Annotated in this window: 21 protein-coding genes; 2 read left to right on the top strand and 19 right to left on the bottom strand. The window is 56.4% G+C overall.

Going from position 1 to position 22,166, the window contains the following annotated elements:
* Nucleotides 1-116: 116 nt before the first annotated feature.
* The 15 genes from RO22_RS08745 to RO22_RS08675 form a co-directional block, all read right to left on the bottom strand.
* Nucleotides 117-2,327, bottom strand: coding sequence for an ATP-dependent helicase (locus tag RO22_RS08745; RefSeq protein ID WP_041158074.1), 2,211 nt, complete (start codon nt 2,325-2,327; stop codon nt 117-119).
* On the bottom strand, nt 2,324-2,896 hold the full coding sequence (locus RO22_RS08740; RefSeq protein WP_041158073.1) for a DUF1285 domain-containing protein: 573 nt from the start codon (nt 2,894-2,896) through the stop codon (nt 2,324-2,326). The genes RO22_RS08745 and RO22_RS08740 overlap by 4 nt, the downstream gene beginning before the upstream one ends.
* Nucleotides 2,897-2,935: 39 nt before the next feature.
* On the bottom strand, nt 2,936-3,766 hold the full coding sequence (locus tag RO22_RS08735) for a TatD family hydrolase (RefSeq protein WP_009286419.1): 831 nt from the start codon (nt 3,764-3,766) through the stop codon (nt 2,936-2,938).
* A 62-nt stretch (nt 3,767-3,828) separates the two neighbouring features.
* A complete protein-coding gene (locus RO22_RS08730) occupies nt 3,829-4,164 on the bottom strand; it encodes a PilZ domain-containing protein (RefSeq protein WP_022523869.1) in 336 nt (111 codons plus the stop codon).
* Nucleotides 4,165-4,216: 52 nt separating this feature from the next.
* Nucleotides 4,217-5,203 (bottom strand): DNA polymerase III subunit delta', encoded by a 987-nt coding sequence (locus RO22_RS08725; RefSeq protein WP_022523870.1) that lies wholly within the window; start codon nt 5,201-5,203, stop codon nt 4,217-4,219.
* The gene (gene tmk, locus RO22_RS08720; RefSeq protein ID WP_200890229.1) at nt 5,194-5,847 is read right to left on the bottom strand and encodes a dTMP kinase; all 654 of its coding nucleotides are present in this window, start codon (nt 5,845-5,847) and stop codon (nt 5,194-5,196) included. The genes RO22_RS08725 and tmk overlap by 10 nt, the downstream gene beginning before the upstream one ends.
* A gap of 48 nt (nt 5,848-5,895) precedes the next feature.
* Entirely contained in the window at nt 5,896-6,903 is a 1,008-nt protein-coding gene (mltG, locus tag RO22_RS08715) for an endolytic transglycosylase MltG (RefSeq protein ID WP_041158071.1), read from the bottom strand.
* Between the two features lie 43 nt (nt 6,904-6,946).
* Entirely contained in the window at nt 6,947-7,759 is an 813-nt protein-coding gene (gene pabC / locus RO22_RS08710; protein ID WP_041158070.1) for an aminodeoxychorismate lyase, read from the bottom strand.
* Between the two features lie 6 nt (nt 7,760-7,765).
* Complete coding sequence (gene fabF / locus RO22_RS08705; protein ID WP_041158069.1) at nt 7,766-9,004, bottom strand: beta-ketoacyl-ACP synthase II; 1,239 nt, start codon at nt 9,002-9,004, stop codon at nt 7,766-7,768.
* A gap of 192 nt (nt 9,005-9,196) precedes the next feature.
* Nucleotides 9,197-9,430: an acyl carrier protein gene (gene acpP / locus RO22_RS08700; protein ID WP_008956801.1), complete on the bottom strand. Its 234-nt coding sequence runs from the start codon at nt 9,428-9,430 to the stop codon at nt 9,197-9,199.
* Between the two features lie 124 nt (nt 9,431-9,554).
* Complete coding sequence (gene fabG, locus RO22_RS08695; protein WP_009286414.1) at nt 9,555-10,298, bottom strand: 3-oxoacyl-ACP reductase FabG; 744 nt, start codon at nt 10,296-10,298, stop codon at nt 9,555-9,557.
* Nucleotides 10,299-10,356: 58 nt separating this feature from the next.
* Entirely contained in the window at nt 10,357-11,316 is a 960-nt protein-coding gene (gene fabD, locus RO22_RS08690; protein ID WP_022523876.1) for an ACP S-malonyltransferase, read from the bottom strand.
* A gap of 113 nt (nt 11,317-11,429) precedes the next feature.
* Complete coding sequence (gene plsX / locus RO22_RS08685) at nt 11,430-12,479, bottom strand: phosphate acyltransferase PlsX (RefSeq protein WP_041158068.1); 1,050 nt, start codon at nt 12,477-12,479, stop codon at nt 11,430-11,432.
* 43 nt (nt 12,480-12,522) lie between these two features.
* Nucleotides 12,523-12,693 (bottom strand): 50S ribosomal protein L32, encoded by a 171-nt coding sequence (gene rpmF, locus RO22_RS08680; protein ID WP_007114757.1) that lies wholly within the window; start codon nt 12,691-12,693, stop codon nt 12,523-12,525.
* Between the two features lie 36 nt (nt 12,694-12,729).
* On the bottom strand, nt 12,730-13,260 hold the full coding sequence (locus tag RO22_RS08675) for a YceD family protein (protein WP_041158158.1): 531 nt from the start codon (nt 13,258-13,260) through the stop codon (nt 12,730-12,732).
* A gap of 202 nt (nt 13,261-13,462) precedes the next feature.
* On the opposite strand from RO22_RS08675, the gene RO22_RS08670 reads away from it, so the two are divergent.
* On the top strand, nt 13,463-14,104 hold the full coding sequence (locus tag RO22_RS08670; RefSeq protein ID WP_052475579.1) for a Maf family protein: 642 nt from the start codon (nt 13,463-13,465) through the stop codon (nt 14,102-14,104).
* Between the two features lie 22 nt (nt 14,105-14,126).
* Here RO22_RS08670 and sppA read toward each other — a convergent pair whose 3' ends face one another.
* From sppA to RO22_RS08655, 3 genes are read right to left on the bottom strand one after another with little or no spacing between them, the layout of a single operon-like run.
* The gene (sppA, locus tag RO22_RS08665) at nt 14,127-15,248 is read right to left on the bottom strand and encodes a signal peptide peptidase SppA (protein WP_041158067.1); all 1,122 of its coding nucleotides are present in this window, start codon (nt 15,246-15,248) and stop codon (nt 14,127-14,129) included.
* Nucleotides 15,249-15,257: 9 nt separating this feature from the next.
* Nucleotides 15,258-15,902 (bottom strand): HAD family hydrolase, encoded by a 645-nt coding sequence (locus RO22_RS08660; RefSeq protein WP_027959108.1) that lies wholly within the window; start codon nt 15,900-15,902, stop codon nt 15,258-15,260.
* A 39-nt stretch (nt 15,903-15,941) separates the two neighbouring features.
* Nucleotides 15,942-16,883 carry an RluA family pseudouridine synthase gene (locus RO22_RS08655; RefSeq protein ID WP_009286408.1) on the bottom strand — a complete coding sequence of 314 codons (942 nt, stop codon included), beginning with the start codon at nt 16,881-16,883 and terminating at the stop codon, nt 15,942-15,944.
* Between the two features lie 708 nt (nt 16,884-17,591).
* On the opposite strand from RO22_RS08655, the gene rne reads away from it, so the two are divergent.
* Entirely contained in the window at nt 17,592-21,050 is a 3,459-nt protein-coding gene (gene rne, locus RO22_RS08650; RefSeq protein ID WP_041158066.1) for a ribonuclease E, read from the top strand.
* 105 nt (nt 21,051-21,155) lie between these two features.
* On the opposite strand, the gene murB is transcribed toward rne, so the two are convergent.
* Entirely contained in the window at nt 21,156-22,166 is a 1,011-nt protein-coding gene (murB, locus tag RO22_RS08645) for a UDP-N-acetylmuramate dehydrogenase (RefSeq protein WP_041158065.1), read from the bottom strand.

Genomic DNA, 22,166 nt, shown 5'->3' with positions numbered 1-22,166 from the left:
ATTAACTCGGTAGAAGTGTGGGTATTAAATCGGCAGGGCGATGCTAAGTCAAACAGCTCTAAAGCTTAATTTGAGTTCAAATGTGAAAGAGTGTGTACTATTAGAAAATCAATGACTTACCCAGCAAGCGTTGAGCCATTTTCGAGTAGCTCAATGGGTGCGCGGCGGGCAATGAGCCGCCTTCGCCCTGCCTGATCAAAACGCACATCAATGACCGGGTCGCTGGCGCTTCCCTCCACCGCCGCCACTTCGCCTACGCCAAATACCGCGTGATGAAGCCGTTGACCAGGGTAGAAATTTGCCTCTGCTGAATAACCCGCTTTGGACTCATCAACCTGTGCCGGCGCAAGCGCAATGTCGTCTCGCCCTAGCCGCATCAGATAGCGTTCAACCAGGCCCACCGATGTCACTTGCAGGGTCGCCGCGGGCGCACTGGTACTGGCCAAGCAGGAGGCGACCCGCATGCTATCCTGCCAGGCGCTTTCGGCAATAAAGCGACTCGGCCGGTGCACGCCCCCATCATGAAGCACTAATAGCTGCTCCTGGGCGCGGGTAATTGCCACGTAGAAGAGCCGCCGCTCCTCCTCAAGCCGCTCATCGCTGAGCGGGTTATCGCGGCTATAGTGAGGAAAGTCTTCTTCGTTAACACCGGCTACCGCTACCAGTGGCCACTCCAGCCCTTTGGCCCCGTGCACAGTGCTAATCAGCACACCACCCGCCTGATTTTCTACCGGGCGCTCAAGAAGTTCGATAAAGGCATCCGGGTCTTGCACGCTTTGCGCTTGTTCGATCAGCACGTCAAGTAGGCGCACATCCTCTTCGCCTTTATCCCGCCGCGCTGCCGCACGCTTAAGCGTTTTTTCAGCATCAATGCTTTCCACCACATGGCGTAGCAACTTCGCGGGAGGCCATGCACTCAGCTGTGGCAACTCACAAAGCAGCAGCCAGCGCTTTTTCAGCGTGCGCCTCTGGATCGGCTTTAACGCCGTTAACATGGCGTCATGCCGCTCGGGCCACTGCTGAGTAGTCGCCAGTTGGTGCGCCAAGCGCTGAAGCCGCTCACGGGCAACGAAGGGGGTCGGCTGTGAAAGCAGCAGTAACAGTTGCTGCGGGTCGCGAAGAAGATCTGGACGACGCGACAGCTTTAAATAGCCCGCCAAGGCCTGCACCAGCGGCAGACGAAACACAAAACGATCCTCGCGCTGAAGCCGAAATGGAATCCCTGCTTGTAGCAGCGCCAGTTGAAACGGCACCGAAAGCGCCCAACTGCGTACCAGCAAACTAGCTTCGTTAAACGCTCGCCCCTGAGCCTGCCAGTCCATCAACGCATCAAGTAGCAAACGGCTCCCCTGCCCGACTGAGACGCGGGTCTCCGGGTTATTAGCCGCTGCAAGGCATAGCTGATTAGGACGCCGCTGGTTAGCGGCAATGGCATGGTTAGCAGCCAGCGCCAACGCATGACCGTGCCGGAAGGTGGTTGATAGTGGGTAATCGGTCGCTTCGCCAAAGGTGGCGGCGAAATTTTCCAGCATGGTGTCGGGCTTGGCACCGCGCCACTCGTAAATACACTGGTTGGCATCGCCAACTGCCATTACCTCGGCACGAGTGCCCACCAACACAGATAAAAGTCGCTGCTGTGCGGCGTTAATATCCTGATACTCATCAATAATGACATGGTCGAGGAACCCTTCGACGCGACCACGTAAAGCACTATCTGCTTCTAGCGCCAACAGCGGACGATAAAGCAGATCGGCATAAGTCATCACGCCTTCCGCTTCCAATAGCCTCTCTGCTTCGGCAAACCCCGCTGGGAAATAGTCGGTGTCTGGATCAAAATTCAGCCGCTCATAGAGCGCCTCGGGGGTGATCATTTCTGCTTTAACCAAGCCGCAAAAGTGGGCTAAGGTTTCTAGCCGATCCCCTTCCAGAGCAGCATCTCGGCGCTCAACGGCATCACGCAGTACATTAATACTTGCCTGACGAAGCAGCCTCTCTAATTGCCAATCGGCGGATAATAGCTGGCGCGGCGCTAGCGCCCCCCAGCGGCATAAGCTTTGAGTCAAGCGGTGCCCCAGGGAGTGGAAGGTGCGGACATCGGGCAATGCCTGCCCGGCAGGTGCCATTGCGGCTAAACGACGCTGAAAATCATCCTTTGCTGAGCGGTTAAACATCAGCACTAAAATACGTTTTGGCGGTACACCGCTGGCCAATAGATGCAGCACCCGAGCGGCCATGGTGGTGGTTTTGCCTGCCCCGGCCACCGCTGCCACGCGCGCATGCCCGGCCTGATGATTAACAACAGCTTGCTGTTCAGCAGTTAACTTCACGGCGCCTCGCCAAGTAATTCATCATCCACCTGACCCAGCGCAAACCACTGACCGGCACTCGTTAGCCCCAGTTCACTCTTGCCACCGGCCACATCACGGCTTTCAGCCGCCTCAACCAACTGGTAATAGACATTGCGGTGCAAGCGGGCAGCTAGCCCAAAACGCACCGGCAGCTGTGGCACCGCCTCACCTTGGGGGGTTGAGGTGACGGTGAGCGGATGCTCGGCATCTAAGCGAACAACGTCGTCAAACTGGGTGGTAAACCACCAGGCACCGTCACGGAAGTCAGCCTCTACCGCCACCAATGGCAGGTCTTCGACCTTTATTCGCCAGCGCTCTACCGGCGTAACCAGGCAGTAACCCTCGTCATCCAGGCGCAGCAGCGTTGCCAATAGGCGTGCCACCTTGGGTCGGGCAAACGGCTGACCTTCGTGCGACCAGCGACCATCGGCGTGAATGATGATGTTCATATCGCCAGAGAGCACAGGCTGCCACTCATTGAGTGGAGGAATAGCGCCAGTGCGCCCTTCATCTCCATTACCTTGCTGCAGCAATCGATCAATATTCATCTCACCCACCTCGCTTGAGCGTATTCAAGGCACTTCAGGCTATAGAAGCCCTGAGTGGGCCAACGCCTCTTTAACGTGTTCCGGGGCATCGGGAGCGGCGGCACGAAAAAGCTGATAAAAGTTAGCGGTCGTCTGCATGGCCACTTCATCGACACTGATACCTCGCTCCTTGGCGATGCACTCAGCTACTTGCACCACCCACGCGGGCTCATTGGGCTTGCCGCGATGAGGAACGGGTGCTAGATAAGGGCTATCGGTCTCAATCAGCAGGCGATCCAGCGGCAGTTGACGGGCAAGTTCACGCAGCGGAGCGGCGTTTCGAAAAGTAATAATGCCCGACAGCGAGATATAAAAACCCAGCCGCACCGCTTCACGGGCCATCGCCAAGTCTTCAGTAAAACAGTGTAATACACCGCCCACTCGCGGGTCGCTATATTCACGTAGCAAGGCCAAGGTTTCCTCTTTGGCTTCGCGGGTATGAATAATCACCGGCAGTTCTAACTCACGCGCGGCGATTAAGTGACGCTTAAAGCGCTCGTGCTGAATCTCGATAGGTACGCTGTCGCGATAGTGGTAATCCAGGCCAGTTTCGCCGATCGCCACCGCACCATACTGCTCAGCGGTGTCTTTTATATCGGCAACGCTGGGTTCATTCTCACTGTGGTGCAGGGGGTGCAAACCAGCGGAAATCGCCACATCGTGATGTTCGCGTGAAATGGCCGCAAGCTGCGGCATGTCTTCTAGGGTAACCGCTACAGCAAGAAATTGGCTGACATGGGCAGCGCGGGCGGCGGCCAAAGTGGCGGCAATATCGCCCCCATGGGTCTGGTCGGATAAACGATCTAAGTGACAGTGTGAATCAACAAACATACGGTTCTCAACAAATAGGTCAAAACAGATAGGCCATAACGACTGGATCAGAAAAATGGCATTCAGAGCGTGAACGATGGAGCTGCTTTATCTAATTGACCGGCAAGCAGCGCCTCAATGCGGTCACGCACGGGATAGTCCTGCTGGCTGAAGTGAAGGCCAATGCCTGGCATACGGCGGCCACTCACCCCCTCTGGAGATACCCACACCACCTGGCCGGTAATTGAAAGGCGCTCGCTTTCACCCGGCAGCGTAAGCAGCAAAAACACTTGCTGGCCAAGTGCGTAAGGGGTTTGAGTAGGTACAAAAATCCCCCCGCGATCCAGAAAAGGCATATACGCGGAAAGCAGTGTCGGAACATCCGGAACGGTAAGAGAGAGCGCTTTCTGAGCTGCCATGACGACCTCGCTGCACTGTTTTGAACAGCCGTGGGGGATTGAATAAACACCACTATGAACGCAGCAGCGCCGCCCAGCGCACCAGCCATGCTTCAAGCACTAGCTGAGGATTGGGGTTTGCCCCCACCGCCAACAACCGTCGCTGCTCGCGGGCATAATCAAGCAGGCGAAACCAATCCTGAACACGACCATTTTTCACCGCCTGGCGGTAGAGCGGTTCTAAATCAGGGTTATGCAACACCGCCGCCTCCCCAGACAAACCTAGACGAATCAGGTCTTCCAGCCAGGCGATACCGTACCACAAGATGGCATCAATCGCCTGGCGATCCAGACGGGCCGCCTCTGAAACGGGCTCGGCACCACGCACCAGTTGTTCGAAACTGTCGTGAATTTGATGGCGTAAAGCGCGCTCTTCAGGCGCTGCCAGCTCCACGGCGAGCAGTGGTAGCCCACCCGCTACCTGCCACCAGAAGTAGGCTTCGTCAGTGCTGCCCAATTGCTCAATCAACCAGCCACGACATGCCTCAAAGGCAACGCTGGGTAGTGACCACTGCTGACAGCGCGAACGGATCGTCGCCAGCATCCGCGACGGCACGTCGGAAAGCAGAATAAACAGGGTTTTGTCACCGGGCTCTTCGAGGCTTTTGAGCAGCGCATTGGCGGCGGCAACGTTCATTGCCTCGGCGGGGGAAACCACAATCACTCGATAACCGCCCTGCTGAGCCGTTTGCGACACAAAGCGATTAACCTCGCGGATAGGGTCAATGCGGATTTGGCGCTTTCCCTCTTCTGGAGAAACCCGCAGCAGATCCGGGTGATAGCCCGATTCCAGCATCGAGCAGCTATGGCAATGGCCACAGGCTTGATCAGCGGGCGAGGCGCATAGCGTTCGCGCAATGAGTGCTTCCGCTAACTGCTGCTTACCCACGCCGTGGGCGCCGTGAATTAACAACGCGTGGGGCATCCGTCCACCATCAGCCAAGCGGGTCAAATGCTGCCAGGTGGCTTGGTGCCAAGGCATTACGCCGGTTAACGCCATGCCGCAACCTTTGTTAATAGGACTTGTCGGATTTGGCTTTGTACCTTATCCAGGGTGTGTTGTGCATCAATCACCGCAAAGCGCTCGGGCGCTTCTTCCGCTCGTGCCAAATAGCCATCCCGTACGGCCTGGAAAAAGTCAGCCTGCTCCTGTTCAAAACGATCAAGCTGCTCATGTCGATCACGCAGGCGCGACTCTAAGCGTTGTCTTGCAGCCTCTTTGGGCATATCGAGCAGTAGGGTTAAATCGGGAGAGAGCCCCTGCTGAACAAAATTCTCCAGCACGGCGATACGCTCCTTGGCAATGCCCCGCCCCCCGCCCTGATAGGCAAAGGTGGCATCGGTAAAGCGATCACACACTACCCACGCCCCTCTTGCCAAGGCGGGGAGTATTTTTTCCGCCAAGTGCTGCGCTCGCGCGGCGAACATTAGCAGCAGCTCAGCGTCGACATGTAGCGGCTCTTGGGGGACAGGATCCAGTAACAGTGCGCGAATAGCTTCACCACGAACGGTGCCGCCCGGCTCGCGGGTACGCACCACTTCCAACCCCTGGGCCTCCAAGCACTCGGCCACAAAGCCCACATTGGTGGATTTACCCACACCTTCGCCGCCTTCCAGCGTAATGAAGCGTCCACGCTTACTCATCATGCTCCCTTACAGTGGTCATCAATCATGGGTGATGTGTCATGGCGATTAGCGATTGCGGATATAGCGATTAACGGCATTGTTATGCTCCCGCAGCGTACGCGAGAAATGGTGCGTGCCATCGCCACGGGAAACGAAATAGAGCGTTTCGCCAGGCAGTGGATTCACCGCTGCCTCCAAGGAGGCACGCCCAGGCATGGCAATCGGCGTGGGCGGTATGCCGTCAATGACGTAAGTGTTATAGGGCGTGGCCTCGCGGATATCAGCGCGAGTAATTTGCCCTTCATAACGCTCACCCATACCGTAAATAATCGTCGGGTCGGTTTGCAGGCGCATGCCCTGCTCCATGCGGCGCTTGAACACACCGGCAATTTCGCGCCGCTCCTCGGGCGCACCGGTTTCCCGCTCGATCAAAGAGGCCATAATCAGCGCTTCGTAGGGGGAGTCAATGGTTAGATCGTCCGCGCGCTCCTCCCACACCTCTTCCAAAATGCGCTCCATCCGCTCCAATGACTGGCGCAGGATATCGACATCGCTCATACCCAGATGATAGCGATAGGTGTCGGGAAAGAACCAGCCCTCAGGAAAGGTGCCTTCTCGATCGAGTAGCGTCATCACCTCAGCATCGCTCAACTCCGCCGTGCGGTGGTCGAGCTTCGGCGCCGCATTGAGTAATTCGCGCATTTGTCGAAAAGACCACCCCTCAGGAATGGTCAGCGAGTAGGTGACGACTTTATTGCTACCCAGCAGTGCCATCATTTCCAGACCGCTCATATTCGGCAACAGCTGATACTCGCCGGTACGCAGCCGCGGCACGCGTTCCGGCTCGACCCGCGCTAGCAGACGAAACGCCCAGGCATTTTCCACGACGCCCTGCTCTTCCAATTGCGCCACGACCTGATTAAAGCCCGCGCCAGAGGGCACTTGATAAAGCATTGGCTCATCGAGCGCTAGCGGTGCCTCTAATCGGCTCTGCCAATAGAAATAACCGCCTGCTGCACTTGCAGCCCCAACCACTACTAACACTAATAAAGCGGTTAATAACCGTTTCACCATGACACCTCTAGAAAATTGCAGAGCGATATCTAAACACTGGCGTTTAAACAACGCCCAATAGCTGATGTGCCAAGCGCTGGAACGGGTCAGGCTGGCTCAGAGGCCAGCGCTGCAGCAGTGAACCATCCGCGGCAAGCAAGGTGGTAACAGGCCATACGCCCTGAACAGAGTTGGCCACCCATAGCCGCTCGACATCAGCAAGTTGATGAAGCGTCAGCGACGCCTGAGCGACGGCACCGTGTTCAAGCAATGCAGCACGCAACGTGCCAGCCACACCGCACTGGTCAAGGAGAGGCGTTAACACTTTTCCCGCCTGCTGCCAAAAAACATTCATGCTGGTGGCTTCTACCACAAGGCCTTCACTGTCGGCGAGCAATCCTTCGGCAATAGTGGCATCGCCCCACTCTTGGCGGGCCAGTACGTTTTCCAGTCGATTTAGGTGCTTGATACCTGCCAACCGAGGCTGACGGGCCAGCCGCAAATCGCAAAGCCGCACTGTCACGCCTTCCTGCCAGCGCTTAACCGACGGTTGAAACGGCGTTCGACGACTGAGCAGCCGCGGCGTGATCTGATCGGACTGGGCATAGCCACGCCCGCCGCTGCCTCGGGTCAGTATCAGCTTAAGCACTTCGAACTCAGCAGTGGGATCGCCTTGCCAAGTGGCGTCAAGGGCCTCCTGGCAAGGTAACGGTAGCCCCAGGCGATGACAGCCTTGTGCCAGACGCTCCCTGTGATAGCGCCATAGCACCGGCTTTCCCGTACGTAATAGCACCGTTTCAAACAGACCATCACCATACGCCAGCCCACGATCATCAAACGGCACAGATTGATCATCACATAACGTAGGCGTCAGCATCGCTAACTACACCTTCTTAAATAGCAGCGAGCCGTTGGTACCACCAAAACCGAAGGAATTTGAAAGCGCCATATCAATGCGCATATCCCTCGCAGTATGCGGCACATAGTCCAGATTGCAGCCTTCCTGCGGGTTATCCAGATTAATCGTGGGCGGCGCGACCTGATCACGAATAGCCAGAATACTAAACACCGCCTCTACCGCACCGGCGGCGCCCAACAGGTGGCCAATCATCGATTTGGTGGAGCTCACTGCCACGCTGCTTGCAGCGCCACCCAAGACGTTCTCAATGGCACGACTTTCGGCCAGATCGCCGGCCGCAGTGGAGGTGCCGTGGGCGTTGATATAGTGAACCGAAGAAACGTCAACCTGGGCATCTTTAATCGCATTGCGCATGGAGAGTGCTGCGCCACGTCCATCTTCCGGCGGTGAAGTCATGTGATAAGCATCATCGCTCATACCAAAGCCCACCAGCTCTGCGTAGATATTGGCGCCCCGCGCCTTGGCGTGCTCATACTCTTCAAGCACCAGCACACCGGCACCATCGGATAACACGAAACCATCACGGTCGGTATCCCAGGGGCGGCTTGCCGCTTGTGGATCGTCATTACGCGTAGAGAGCGCGCGAGCCGCAGAAAAACCACCCAGGCCCAGCGGCGTGGTGGCCATTTCAGCACCACCACAGATCATCACGTCCGCATCGCCATAGGCGATGGTGCGTGCGCTGTAACCAATATTATGAGTACCGGTGGTGCAGGCAGTCGTAATGGCAATGTTCGGGCCTCTGAAGCCGTGCTGAATCGCCATATTGCCCGAAATCATATTGATGATAGAGCCCGGCACGAAGAATGGCGATATCTTGCGAGCGCCACCTTTGTTGAGTGCGTTGTGGTTATGCTCAATCATGGGTAGGCCACCAATGCCTGAGCCGATAGCCACACCGATGCGATCGGCATTCTCTTCGCTGCACTCAATCCCCGAATCTTCTACCGCTTGGGCGCCCGCCGCCATGCCGTACTGAATAAACAGATCCATCTTGCGGGCATCTTTAGGATTCAGATACGGGCTAATATCAAAGTTTTTGATCGATCCACCAAAACGGGTGTTAAAACCGCTGGTATCGAAATGCTCAATAGGCGTAATACCGCTTTTACCGGCCACAATGTTGGCCCACGACTCATCAACGCTATTACCCACTGGGGTCACCAGGCCTAACCCAGTTACCACTACCCTTTTCCGTGCCATCAGCTTTCCTCCAGGCATCCATGGTGACGCGACCCACTTGGGTCATTTGCTGCTTAAATTTGGTCAACAGTATAACGGAGATTGAACGTTATAAGCATTGTGGCAGCAAAGCAAAAAAGCCGTCCTGGAAAAGGACGGCTTTTAAGGCGGGTGGCTAGCACCCCACCCTGGTTCGATGCATCGACGCAGCCCTTACTGGTGGGCGTTCACGTAATCGATGGCTTCTTGAACCGTGGTGATCTTCTCAGCTTCTTCATCGGGAATTTCAGTATCGAATTCCTCTTCCAAAGCCATGACCAGCTCAACGGTGTCGAGCGAATCAGCACCCAAGTCTTCTGTAAAAGAAGAGCTGTTTTGGATGTCTTCTTCTTTAACGTTCAGGCGCTCTGCTACAACTTTCTTAACGCGCTCTTCAATAGTACTCATTAACGTACTCCAGTCGTTCACATTAGCCGTTTTTGATAACCAGCTATTTGGAAACCGCAAGCCAAAAGCTGCGGGGTAGTTTATAGACGCCCTTGGGTAGACGCAACCGCCAAGCCCAAGGCCATCAACGCATATTCATGCCGCCATTCACGTGAAGCGTCTCGCCAGTGATATAACCGGCTGCATCACTGGTCAAAAAACCCACTGCTGCGGCGATCTCTTCCGGCGCCCCTAAACGGGCCAGCGGAATTTGCTTAAGCAGCATTTCGTGCTGTGCTTCAGGTAGCGCTTCGGTCATATCAGTCGCAATAAAGCCCGGTGCCACTGCGTTAACCGTAATCGCACGAGAGGAGACCTCACGCGCTAGCGCGCGGCTAAAACCTTCCATACCGGCCTTAGCTGCAGCATAGTTAGTTTGGCCCAGGTTGCCCATGGTTGCCACTACAGAACTAATCGACACAATACGCCCAAACCGCGCCTTGGTCATACCCCGTAAACACGCCTTGCTAACACGATAGACAGATTTCAGATTGGTATCCATGACGGAATCCCACTCATCTTCTTTCATGCGCATCAGCAGATTATCACGCGTGATACCCGCGTTGTTGACCAAAATAGTCGGCGCACCAAAGCGCTCAGTAATCGTTTTCAATACGCTATCGATACTGGCCTGGTCGGTCACGTTAAGACATAGACCTGCCCCTTCAATGCCGTGCTCTTTCAAATCGGCATCAATTTTTTCAGCGCCAGACTCACTGGTCGCGGTGCCAATGACGATACGGCCCTGGCGACCTAGCTCGCGAGCAATGGCCTGACCAATACCACGACTCGCCCCTGTTACCAGGGCAACTCTACTCTCTTGTGTCATAACGTTCTGCCTCTAACCGTGTAATCAAGCAAGGATAGTGGATTGCAATCTCTCTTGGTCACGCCTTATCAGCCAAGGTTTCACGCGCCAGCTCAAGCGCGGCTTCCAGACTGTCAGGATCATTCACCGCCAATCCCTTGCTACCCTTCACGATACGCTTATTGAGGCCAGTCAACACCTTTCCTGGCCCGCACTCAATGAACACCTCCACGCCTTGATCCGCCATGGCTTCAACACAGGCGCTCCAACGCACCGGCTGATAGAGCTGCTCGACTAGCCGCGTGCTCAATGTCGCGGTATCGGCATGGGCCTGGGCATCGACGTTTTGGATGACACTGTAGCGCGGCGCCCGCAGCTCGATAGTTTGTATCGCCTCTGCCAGGCGCTCGGCCGCAGGGCGCATCAATGCACAGTGCGAAGGCACGGAAACCGGCAATGCCATGGCACGCCTGGCACCGGCCTCCTGGCAAGCAACAATAGCTCGCTCAACGGCTACTTTAGAGCCCGCTATCACCACTTGCCCTGGGGAATTGTAGTTGACCGCTGAAACAACGTCGCCCTGGGCAGCCTTTTCACAGGCGGCTTCAACCGCATCGTCTGCCAAGCCCAGGATCGCCGCCATGCCGCCTTCGCCAGCAGGCACTGCCGCCTGCATGGCTTCTCCGCGCAGACGTACCAAGTTGACGCCTTCGGCAAAGCTCATGACGCCTGCGCACACCATAGCGCTGTATTCGCCTAGGCTATGGCCCGCCATCACTGTCGGCCGCGGCCCTTCCAGCTCTTGCCACACACGCCAAATGGCGACGCTGGCAGAAAGCAGCGCAGGCTGGGTGCAAGCGGTTGCATTAAGCGACTCTTCGGGACCTTCTTGGACGACTTTCCACAAATCGTAGCCCAAAGCATCCGACGCTTCCTCAAATGTCGTTCCCACCACACTATAGCGCTCGGCAAGCTCTCGCAGCATTCCAAGCTGCTGAGAGCCTTGCCCGGGAAAAATGAGGGCAAGGGGTTGAGACATGTCGTTCACCTTTGCTCTTGTAGGCATTTGCTCATATGAGCGATAGGCGAGGTTATTGGCACATCCTGATGCCACCTATAAACCCGCAAAAAAGTTAAATCGTTATTATCTGATCATGGCTGGCCTGTGCCATCGTTTTCACTTGATGGCGCTTGCCAGCGGCCTGCGATCCGCGCAGGTAAGTTATGTTCTACTTCCTGCAGGGCGCGATGAATAGCGTAGTAAAACCCATCGGCATGAGTACTGCCGTGACTTTTCACTACGATACCGCGCAACCCCAATAAACTGGCCCCGTTGTAGCGCACGGGATCAAGCTCTTGCTTTAAGCGCTTTAACACAGGCTTGGCCAGTAGGCTTGCCAAACGACCACTTAGGCGCGACTCAAACGCCATCTGCACGCGTTCAACCAACATACTCGTCAAACCTTCGCTCGCCTTGAGGACAGCGTTGCCCACAAAGCCATCACACACCACCACATCAAGCTGGCCTTTAAACAGGTCGCCACCCTCAGCATAGCCTTGATAGTCGAAAGCACTACCACTGGCATACTCGCGCAGCAGACGATCAGCCTCACGTACGCTCACACTCCCCTTGGTGGCTTCAGCGCCAACGTTGAGTAGCGCCACGCGCGGCACCGCAGTGCCATCGATACACTGCGCCATCGCCGCCCCCATCAGTGCAAAATCGACCAGTCGATGGGCAGGGGAATCCACGTTGGCGCCTAAGTCCAGCAAATAGCAGCGGCGCCCTTGGCGGGCTGGGATCGCGGTACTGATTGCCGGACGGGAAATCCCCTCGACCATCCCCAGTTCGCGCCTTGCCAAGGCAACAAGCGCTGCCGTATTGCCTGCGCTTACACCAGCCACAGCTTCACCCTGGGCGACGCACTGCAGCATGTGCGCCATGCTCGTTGCCTCGCCTCTGCGCAACGCCCAGGCCGCTGTTGCCCCCGGCATTACGCTATCGGGCGAATCACGCGCCACCAAACGTGACATTGCCGCAACCAGAGGCTGCGGCAAGCGCGAAAGCTCAGCAATAATCTGCTGACGCGGGCCAAACAGAACCAGCTCAAGACCGGGGTGTTCTAACACCGCCCTTGCGGAGCCTGCGATAATCGCATGAGGGCCTTGGTCACCCCCCATCACATCAATCGCTAAGCGCATACCGCACTGAGTCCGTTTAGCCGCTTAGTAATGCAATTGAGGCTTATACCTCAACCACTTTACGACCACGGTAGAAACCGTCTGGAGAAACGTGGTGACGCAGGTGAGTCGTACCGGTTTCTTTGTCCTGAGACAGCGTCGGAGCGGTCAGCGCATCGTGGCTGCGACGCATGCCGCGCTTGGAACGAGTTTTACGGTTCTGTTGAACTGCCATGGGGGTTTACTCCAAGGTATTTAAGGTAAAGGGTGCTTATTTTTTGCCTTTCAAGACATTCAGCACCGCGAAAGGGTTCGTCGCTGGCGCTGTATCTGACGCCGCGCCTTCTGTTTTGCTGACCAGCTGCTCCGCCGAGACATGACATTCGGCTTCATCGTGATAGACCACCTGGGGCAGGCTGAGAATCAATTCATCCTCAACTACCGTCAGAAGATCCAGCTGTTCCTTTTCCACCAGCACCGGTTCATGACTAGCAGGCAACTCGGCCGCCAAGGCTTCATCAGTGACCATTCCAAGCAGAAAGTCACTACTCACCTCTTGAGGCAGCGGCACTAGGCAGCGTCGGCAGGCAAGCGCCAACGTCGCTTGCAAGTGGCCACGAATTTCACGACGGCCTTGAGCATCGACACCAAACTCAAGCACGACATGACAGTCGCCGGTTTGGTCACCCGCTTCTTCGGCAAGACGTGGCAGCTTATCCAGCGCTACCAGGCCTTCGATTCGTTCGTGGCGGGCTGCGAGCTTATAAGGCTCCACCCGACTGGGGAGTTGTGAGGTCAACATAGGCGCGCAATGATAGGCACTCCCCCTGCTGGTGTCAAAGCTGTCGGTGTATTTCTTCATCGCTTCCTCAATAAATAACCAACATAGGCCTCAATAAACAGCCGACATGGGCACAATTCGCAGCTTTCGCTACACTCTACTGCTTTGCCGTCCCACTAGCGCAACCACATTAGCCAGGAGTTATACTGTGACCTCACCCGCCATGACCGAGCCATCAAGCACTCAGTCATCAACTGCGCAGTCCTTAAGTACAGAAAATACAGAGCTAGTGCTTGCCTCAAGCTCACGCTGGCGGCGTGAGCTGCTGGATCGCCTACAACTCCCCTACCGGTGCCATTCACCGGATATTGATGAAACGCCGCATAATGGCGAAACACCACACGCACTGGTACATCGCCTAGCACTTAGCAAAGCCAACGCCGTGTCGGCTCACTTCCCCCACCACTGCATTATAGGCTCCGACCAGGTTGCGGTATTTGAAGGCGATATTCTTGGCAAACCACATACCACAGAAAAGGCCTGCGCTAACCTTGCCCGCTTTTCTGGCCAGCGCGTCACCTTCCTGACCGGTTTAGCGCTACTGGATACTCGCCACCAACGCCATCAAGCCCATGTCGAGCCCTTTGAGGTCGTGTTTCGCACTCTTAGCACGCAAGAGATTGAAAACTATGTGACCAAAGAGCAGCCCCTAGATAGCGCTGGCAGCTTTCGTATGGAAGGCCTTGGCATTGCGCTGTTTGAAAGACTGGAAGGCCGTGACCCCAGCGCCCTGATTGGGCTACCGCTGATCGCGCTCTGCGATATGTTGCGCCAAGCGGGCCTGGATCCGCTTGGCGCGCCCTAGGGCCCAGGACGTAAATTGGCGATCAGAAACGAAGCGGGGTGTTAGGCGCCTTAATGCCTAGCACTTCAGCGGCAACCTCGGTAAAACGCCGAGTAAAGCGCTCAAATGGATCAAGACTCGGCGTATAGTCCACCCAGTCGATGTTACCTACTTGATCGCGAGACAGCTGTTCGAGACTACCCAACTGATCGACCAACCCTAGCTCGATGCTCTGCTCGCCACTCCATATCAGGCCTGAGAAAATGTCCGAGCTATCACTGAGCCGTTCGCCGCGACCTGCGCGGACGTCATCGATAAATTGGCGATGGGTTTGGCTCAGCACACCTTGCCAAAACGTCTCTGCATCATCGTCCAGCGGCTGGAATGGATCTAAGAAGGCCTTATTCTCTCCTGCCGTAAGCACGCGGCGCTCAACGCCAATGCGCTCTATCGCCTCCTCAAAGCCAAAACCAGCGTAAATCACACCAATCGAGCCCACTAAGCTCACTGGCGACGCAACAATCTCATCTGCCGCTGCGGCAATGTAATAAGCGCCGCTGGCACCGACATCCTCAATCACCGCGATAATCGGTTTATCACCCAGCTCGCGCAGGCGCATGATTTCCGCATAGATACGCTGAGACTGAACAGGGCTACCACCGGGGCTATTAATGTGCAGCACCACGGCTGCAGCGCTTTCCGCATCCCAAGCTCGGTTTAACCCTTGGATGATGCGCTCCGCATTGGCTGGAGAATCGCTGGCGATTACGCCATTAACCTCAACAATGCCCAAGTGGCGTTGAGCGGGCGTTGCGACACTCGGCGAATCCCAGAACAGGCTATAAAGTGCGGCAGACAGCGCCACCAGCACAACAGCGAGAAACATCAGCCGGAAAAACAGCTTCCAGCGGCGGGTACGCCGTTGCTCGGTCAAGACGCCGCCTATCCAGTGATCCATCATTTCTAGCTGCGCTAATCGCTGGCGTTCGCGCAGGGTTTCGGCATCATCACCTGGCGCCCCAGGGGGCTGCTTAGCCCCCTTACCAGGCGGAACCTCGGCCCCTTCAGTCCAAGGATCTTCCTTGAACTCGTTGGGCTGGTCGCTATTAACCGGGCCATCATGACCCTCTTGTGCACCCTCTTGGCGGGTTGGATCGTCACTCATAAAATGTCCTTATAACCGATCAAAAAGCTCGTCTACGCTATGGGCAATCCACTTGGGTTCGCTCATTGCCAGGCGCTCAGGCGCATGCACCCCATAGCTTACCCCCACCCGATCCATGCCCATCGCCCTAGCCATTTCCATATCATACTCAGTATCGCCGACCATCACCGCCCGCTCGACCGGCACCGCAAGCTCAGCCAGTAACTCTGAAAGCATCTGCGGGTGTGGTTTGGAGCGGGTTTCATCCGCGGTACGGCTGGCATGAAACCACGCGCCGCTACCGGTCTCAGTAAAAATACGGTCAAGCCCGCGACGGCTTTTACCTGTTGCTACTGCTAAACGCTGTTGCTCATGCCCACGCAAACGGGCGATATGCGCTTCGACACCGCTAAAAAACGCCATTGGCGTGGTATCAGCCTGCACAAAATGGTGCGCGTAACGCTCGCGAAGCCGCTCGGCCTGAGCAGGCAATATACCTGGGCAGAGCTTGGCAATTGCTTCGGGCAGCCCCAGACCAATAATATCTTCAACCTCCGCAGCTGAAAGCGCCCCCCACTCGGCCTCCAAAGCAGCCGCCTGCATACACGACACAATCCGCGGCACTGAGTCCATCAAGGTGCCGTCCCAATCAAATATAATTAGCTCGTACTGCATGGCAGCTCCCTGTAAAAGGCAACGCGGTGAAGAAAGAAGTTATTGACGGGCGCGCTTGAGCGCTTCTTCCAGGGCTTCTGGCAGCGGCGCTTTGACGGTAACCGGGCGGCCGTTAGTGGGCTCAGGAAAGGTCAGCGCTCGCGCATGAAGGAACAAACGCCCCAGACCTAACTGCTTGGTGAGCAGACCACTTTCACGGGTAGCGTACTTATCGTCACCTAATAACGCATGGCCTGCGTGGGCGGCATGTACGCGAATCTGGTGGGTACGGCCCGTGACCGGCTCAGCCTCTATAAGGGTTACTTTTTCGAAGGTTTCGACCACCGAAAAATGGGTGCGCGACACTTTTCCGTTGGGATCTACCCTTACCCTCCGCTCGCCGTTACCGGCATCAAAGCGGTCTAACCGAGCACTCTCATAGGTTTTCCGCGCTGGCCAGCGCCCACTGACCAAGGCCAGATAACGCTTATCCATACCGTGCTTTTTCAACGACTCGTTCAGCGTCACCAGCGCATCGCGTGACTTGGCCAGCAGCAAACAGCCCGACGTATCGCGATCCAAGCGGTGAACCAGTTCCAGAAAGCTCAGGTCATCGCGCACTTGACGCAGCGCTTCTATTAAACCAATTTTAACCCCGCTGCCGCCATGCACTGCCAAACCAGAAGGTTTATTAAGCACCATCCAATCGGGGCCTTCCATAATAACGCTGCCTACCAGGAGGTCGCGCAAATTATCACTGACTTCCTTCACCGCTTCGCGAGGCGCCAAACGCAGCGGCGGAACGCGTACTAAATCCCCCGCTTGCAAACGGTAATCCACCTTCACGCGTTTTTTATTAACGCGCACCTCGCCTTTACGTACGATGCGATAAATAAGCGCGCGAGGCGCCCCTTTAAGCCGCGTCATGAGAAAATTATCAATTCGCTGCCCTGCTTGCTCCGGGGCGATATCCACCCACTGCACTTCACGCCCTTCGGACATTACTACTTACTCCTGCTTAAAAACGGCATTCTAGCGTAGACCCAAGGGCATTGCGTCAATTGCTGGTCGTAGTCTTTACTGTTATATTCGAAATCGTTCACCAGCTAAGCGCAGAAAGCTGTCTTGTCTAGCGCTAGTGACTAGCTGTTCGATAGCTAATTGATTAAATTTGTTAGCAGAGAGCATCACCGCTGAGCTTGGTTAATGCGCCTGCCCGACTAACACGCAGGCCTGAACGCAAAAACGGCACCAGTGTACGCATTGCCCGTTTTCCAGTATTAAAAGATGATCTTAAAAATGCAGTAACTCTGCCGCCCGTTTTTTATGCCGGCAGAGGAAAATAAGCCTTGCCCTCAACGGCAGGCAGCAACTAAACAACGCCACGTCCTGAGCAGCTCCGCCTTATTCGTCACAAGGCGATGACTGACTCCGGGCGAAAAGTTCAACGCTGTGCCGGTGGCCGGCGTTGGTGAATCGATGAATGCCAGGTGTTGGCGGTGTCAGCAGGGCCGGATGGACGTGACAGCCACCGGAACACGTCCTGCCTCCGCCACGTACTCAACGCCCTATCGGCCGGGTTGGCGATGATGCCTTCCCGGCTTGACGCGTCAGCATTGCAATGCGCCGAGCACAAGCACGCAGCACCCAGCGATTCGCCTACGTCACCCAATAGGCAGTTCGCCGGCACGCAACGCTATGCGAGACACTATGAAACGGATGCTTATCAATGCGACCCAGCCCGAAGAGCTGCGTGTCGCTTTAGTTGATGGACAACGCCTATACGATTTAGATATCGAATCCGGCGCAAGAGAACAGAAAAAAGCCAATATCTATCGCGGTAAAATCACCCGCGTAGAGCCCTCCCTGGAAGCTGCCTTCGTTGACTACGGCGCCGACCGTCACGGCTTTTTGCCCCTCAAGGAGATCTCTCGCGAGTACTTTGTCAAAGACGTTTCCGGACGTCCGAGCATTAAAGAAGTGCTTAAAGAGGGTCAAGAGGTCATCGTCCAGGTCGATAAAGAGGAGCGTGGCAATAAAGGTGCCGCGCTAACCACCTTTGTCAGCCTGGCCGGTCGCTTTTTGGTATTGATGCCCAATAACCCGCGTGCAGGTGGCATTTCTCGCCGTATCGAAGGCGACGAGCGCAGTCAGCTCAAAGACGCCATGGGTCAGTTGACCGTGCCGGATAAAATGGGCCTGATCGTGCGCACTGCAGGCATTGGTCGCAATCCGGAAGAGCTCCAGTGGGACTTGGACTACTTGGTTCAGGTGTGGGAATCGATCACCACTGAAGCTGCCAAGCGCCCTGCCCCGTTCCTGATCTACCGTGAATCCAACGTCATCATTCGCGCCATGCGCGACTACCTACGCCAGGACATCGGCGAAGTATTGATCGACAGCCCCGAGATTCACGCCGAAGCGCTGAGCTTTATTCGCCAGGTAATGCCCTCGTATCAACAGAAGATCAAGCTCTACGCAGACGAAGTACCGCTATTCTCGCGCTTCCAGATCGAATCACAAATCGAAACCGCCTATCAGCGCGAAGTGAAGCTGCCTTCTGGCGGCTCGATTGTGATCGATCACACCGAAGCGCTAGTCTCCATCGATATCAACTCCGCCCGCGCCACCCGCGGCAGCGATATCGAAGAGACCGCCCTACAGACCAACTCTGAAGCCGCCGATGAAATCGCCCGCCAGCTGCGCCTGCGTGATATCGGCGGTTTGGTGGTTATTGACTTTATCGACATGGGGCCTGCACGCAACCAGCGTGAAGTTGAAAACCGCATGCGCGATGCCCTCAAGCTGGATCGCGCACGGGTACAGATTGGGCGTATTTCACGCTTTGGCCTGATGGAAATGTCCCGCCAGCGCCTGCGTCCCTCGCTGGGAGAAACCAGTGGCGTGGTCTGCCCGCGCTGTAATGGCCAGGGCACCATTCGCGATGTTCGCTCGCTCTCCCTCTCTATCATGCGCCTGATTGAAGAAGAGGCGATGAAAGAGAATAGCGCACAGATTCGCGCCATTCTACCGGTACCCGTGGCGACTTACCTGCTCAATGAAAAACGCAGCGTGTTGGCAGATCTTGAGTCTCGCCAGAATGTTCGTGTGGTACTGCTGCCCAATCCTGATATGGATACGCCCCACTACGACGTGCAGCGGCTGCGTGATGACCACCTGGACGAGGATGACACTCAAAGCCTATCGAGCTTTGAGCTCTCCACCGATACTGAAGTAGGCAAAGAGCCGACACCTAGCTTCGTGCCGCCCGCTCAACGCGCCGAAGCCGCCGTCAAGAGTGTCACCCACAACGCTCCCGCCCCGGCATCGCTGCAAACGGAAGAGAAAGCGCCCGCTGCAGCTCCAGCGGCCAAAGCAGCACCGGTGACCAGCGAGCAACCCAGCGTTATTGGGCGCTTTATCCGCGGCTTCGCCAAACTGCTCGGTAGCGACGAAAGCAATACCGAAGCCACGCCAGAGCCCAAGGTTGAAACACCGGCTCCGCGCAAGCCAAGCGAGCGCAAAACCAATCAGCGCAGCAGCGAGTCGCGGCAAAAATCGTCGCGAGGCGACAACGCCAGCCGTAACGAGTCGCGCAGCGACAGCAGCGCCCGCCCCGAGCCAAAAGCAGAACAGAAAGCTGACCAAAAAGCCGAGCAGCGCAGTAACACGCCGCGCCCTGCCAGTGACGACAGTAGCGATAAGCGTAGCGGCCCCAGCCGTACCCGCAACCGCCGTCGTCACCCCCAGCAGGACGATGCTAACGGTCAAGAATCAGCCAAAGCACCTCGTAAAGAGAACCAGGCTGATAGCTCTTCCAAAGACAGCCCTAGCAAAGACAGCTCCACGAAAGAGGGCTCTAAAGAGAGCACCAGCGGCAAAAGTGCAGCGCAGAAAGAGTCGCGTCGTGATGGTGGTGACAAAAACCGCGACAGCCAGCGCGATGCAACGGCCAAGAGCTCAGAGTCCAAGAACTTAGAGACAAAGCAGGATGACGGCAAGCCGAAGCGTACGCGTAACAACCCGCGTAACCGCACGCGCACCCAGGCGATCAATCCTCAGGCAGAAGCTGAGCAGTTAAAACTGCAGGCCGAGGCTCAGAATGAAGCGTCAGCAGTAACACCAGAGCCGGCCGAAGACCCTGCGGCAGAAGAACAGGTGGGTAAAGCAGCGACAAATGACACAACGATTGCATTAGGATCGGACGCGGGGAATACCGCTGAGCCAGAAGCGGCAGCAGCCGATGCGCCTGAGTCCGACGCCGAGCAAGCGGACGACGCAACGACCGCCGACCGCCCCGTGGCAGAAAACGCTAAAGCGCGCAAGTCGACGCACCAGCGCCGCCAGCCTAAAGCGGCTTCACCGGCGGAGCAAACGTCAACTGCCAGCACCGTTGAGCAGGATGAGGCCGCCGCCAAACCAGGCGAACCGGAGGCCACAGCCAGCGATGAGCAGGCAGCACCATCGGAGGTGACCTCAGCAACAGCCAAGGCGAACGCAGAGCCAGCTGTAAGTGAGAAAACCGACGATAGTCAGCAGCCCAGTGCTAGCGAACAGGCAGCGCCTGAAGCCGTCGAGCCGCCTGCGGCCAACGCGATTGATCCAGCCGCACCTATTGAAGAGGCGGCCTCCCCTGCACCTTTCAATAGTGCGGATACGGATCAAAGCAGCGACGAGCGTCAGCCCGAAGAAGTTTCAGCTAAGACCCAAACTCGCCAGGAAGCGGCAAACCCAGAGGTTGCTGAAAGCACTTCTGACAGCGTTGCCGCAGCCTCTTCAAGCGAAGAGCCTGCCAGCAGCGAGCCAAAGCAAGACAGCGCAGAAAAAGGTGTTGAGCCTAAGAGTGTTAAAGACACAAACTCTGAAGACAGAAGCGTTGAAGAAAAAAGCGCTGAAGAGAGTAGCGCTGAACCTAAGAGTTCTGATGATAGCTCTGACGGCGGTTCTGACAATAGCTCTGAAAAGAGCAGTGACGAACTAGCAGCGACTGAAACACCTGCGACTGAAGCCACTGCAACTGAAGCAGACGCTCAACCGGTCACCAGTGAAGCACCCGCTGAAGCCGCAGTAACTGAAGAAGCGCCTAAACCCCGCCGCCGTCGCACACGGGCCCACAATGACCCGCGTGAGAAGCGCAAACAGGCGCAGCAAGACACACGCTCCGAATAGATCGATTCGGGCGTATTGTAATAACAAAAATCCCCGCTTCGGCGGGGATTTTTGCGTTATGTGCACCTTAGAGGCAGGGCATAGAAATTAACTAATAGAGATTAACTAACAGGGATTAATTAACCGCGGCTCGGGCTCTAAACGCACCCCAAAGCGTGCCTCGACCTGGTCAGCGATATAGCTAGCTGTTTTCATTAGCCCCTGACGATCACCGCCGCCAAAGTGCACCAGCACCAGCGCTTGATGCTGGTGTACTCCGAAGGCACCATCACGCATCCCTTTCAAGCCACACTGGTCGATTAACCACCCCGCCGCCAGCTTTGTTTGCCCTCCTTCCTGGGGGAAATGGGGCATAGTAGGATACTGCTGCAACAACTGCGCTGCCATCACATCAGCTACCAGCGGATTTTTGAAGAAACTCCCCGCGTTGGCCAGCACCTGTGGGTCGGGCAGCTTCTCGCGTCGAATACCACATACCGCTTCGGCTACCGCGAGCGGTGTGGGAGGGCTTGCTAAGCGTGCAGCGAGATCGCCATACCCTAGCCGGGGTGCTGGCGTGCGTGACAAACGCAAGACTAGCTGAGTGATCACAATGCTACCTGCCAACTCGCCTTTAAAAATACTCTCACGGTAACCAAAGACGCACTCTTGCGCGCTTAGCCAATTCACCCGCCCGGTGGCGAGCTCCATTACCTGCACCGCTTGCAGCGTATCGGCAAGCTCAACACCGTAGGCACCAATGTTCTGCACCGGCGCAGCACCACAACTGCCAGGGATCAGCGCCAGATTTTCAATGCCCCACAAGCCGCGTGCAGCAGTCGCCATCACCAGCGTATGCCAATTAACCCCCGCCCCTACATGGGCAAGCACATGCCCTTGACGCTGACTGAGCCAGTGCTGTTGCAAATCAGGCCGCACCACCAAACCTGGTAGTGCCTCGGGAAGCAGAACATTGCTGCCGCCACCTAGCAGCGTGACGGGCCAGCCGTCATGGCGTGCCTCTGCTAGTGTTTGGCGTAGAGCTGTTAATGTCTTTGGTGACGCGAAGCGCTCTGCTTGGCAGGGGAGCCTAAGTGTATTAGCGGCGGACAAATCCACATTGCTGAGAATATTCAT

Source organism: Halomonas sp. KHS3, from assembly GCF_000830495.1.
GTDB classification, from domain to species: Bacteria; Pseudomonadota; Gammaproteobacteria; order Pseudomonadales; family Halomonadaceae; genus Vreelandella; species Vreelandella titanicae.
This window is presented reverse-complemented; position numbering and strand designations above follow the sequence as displayed.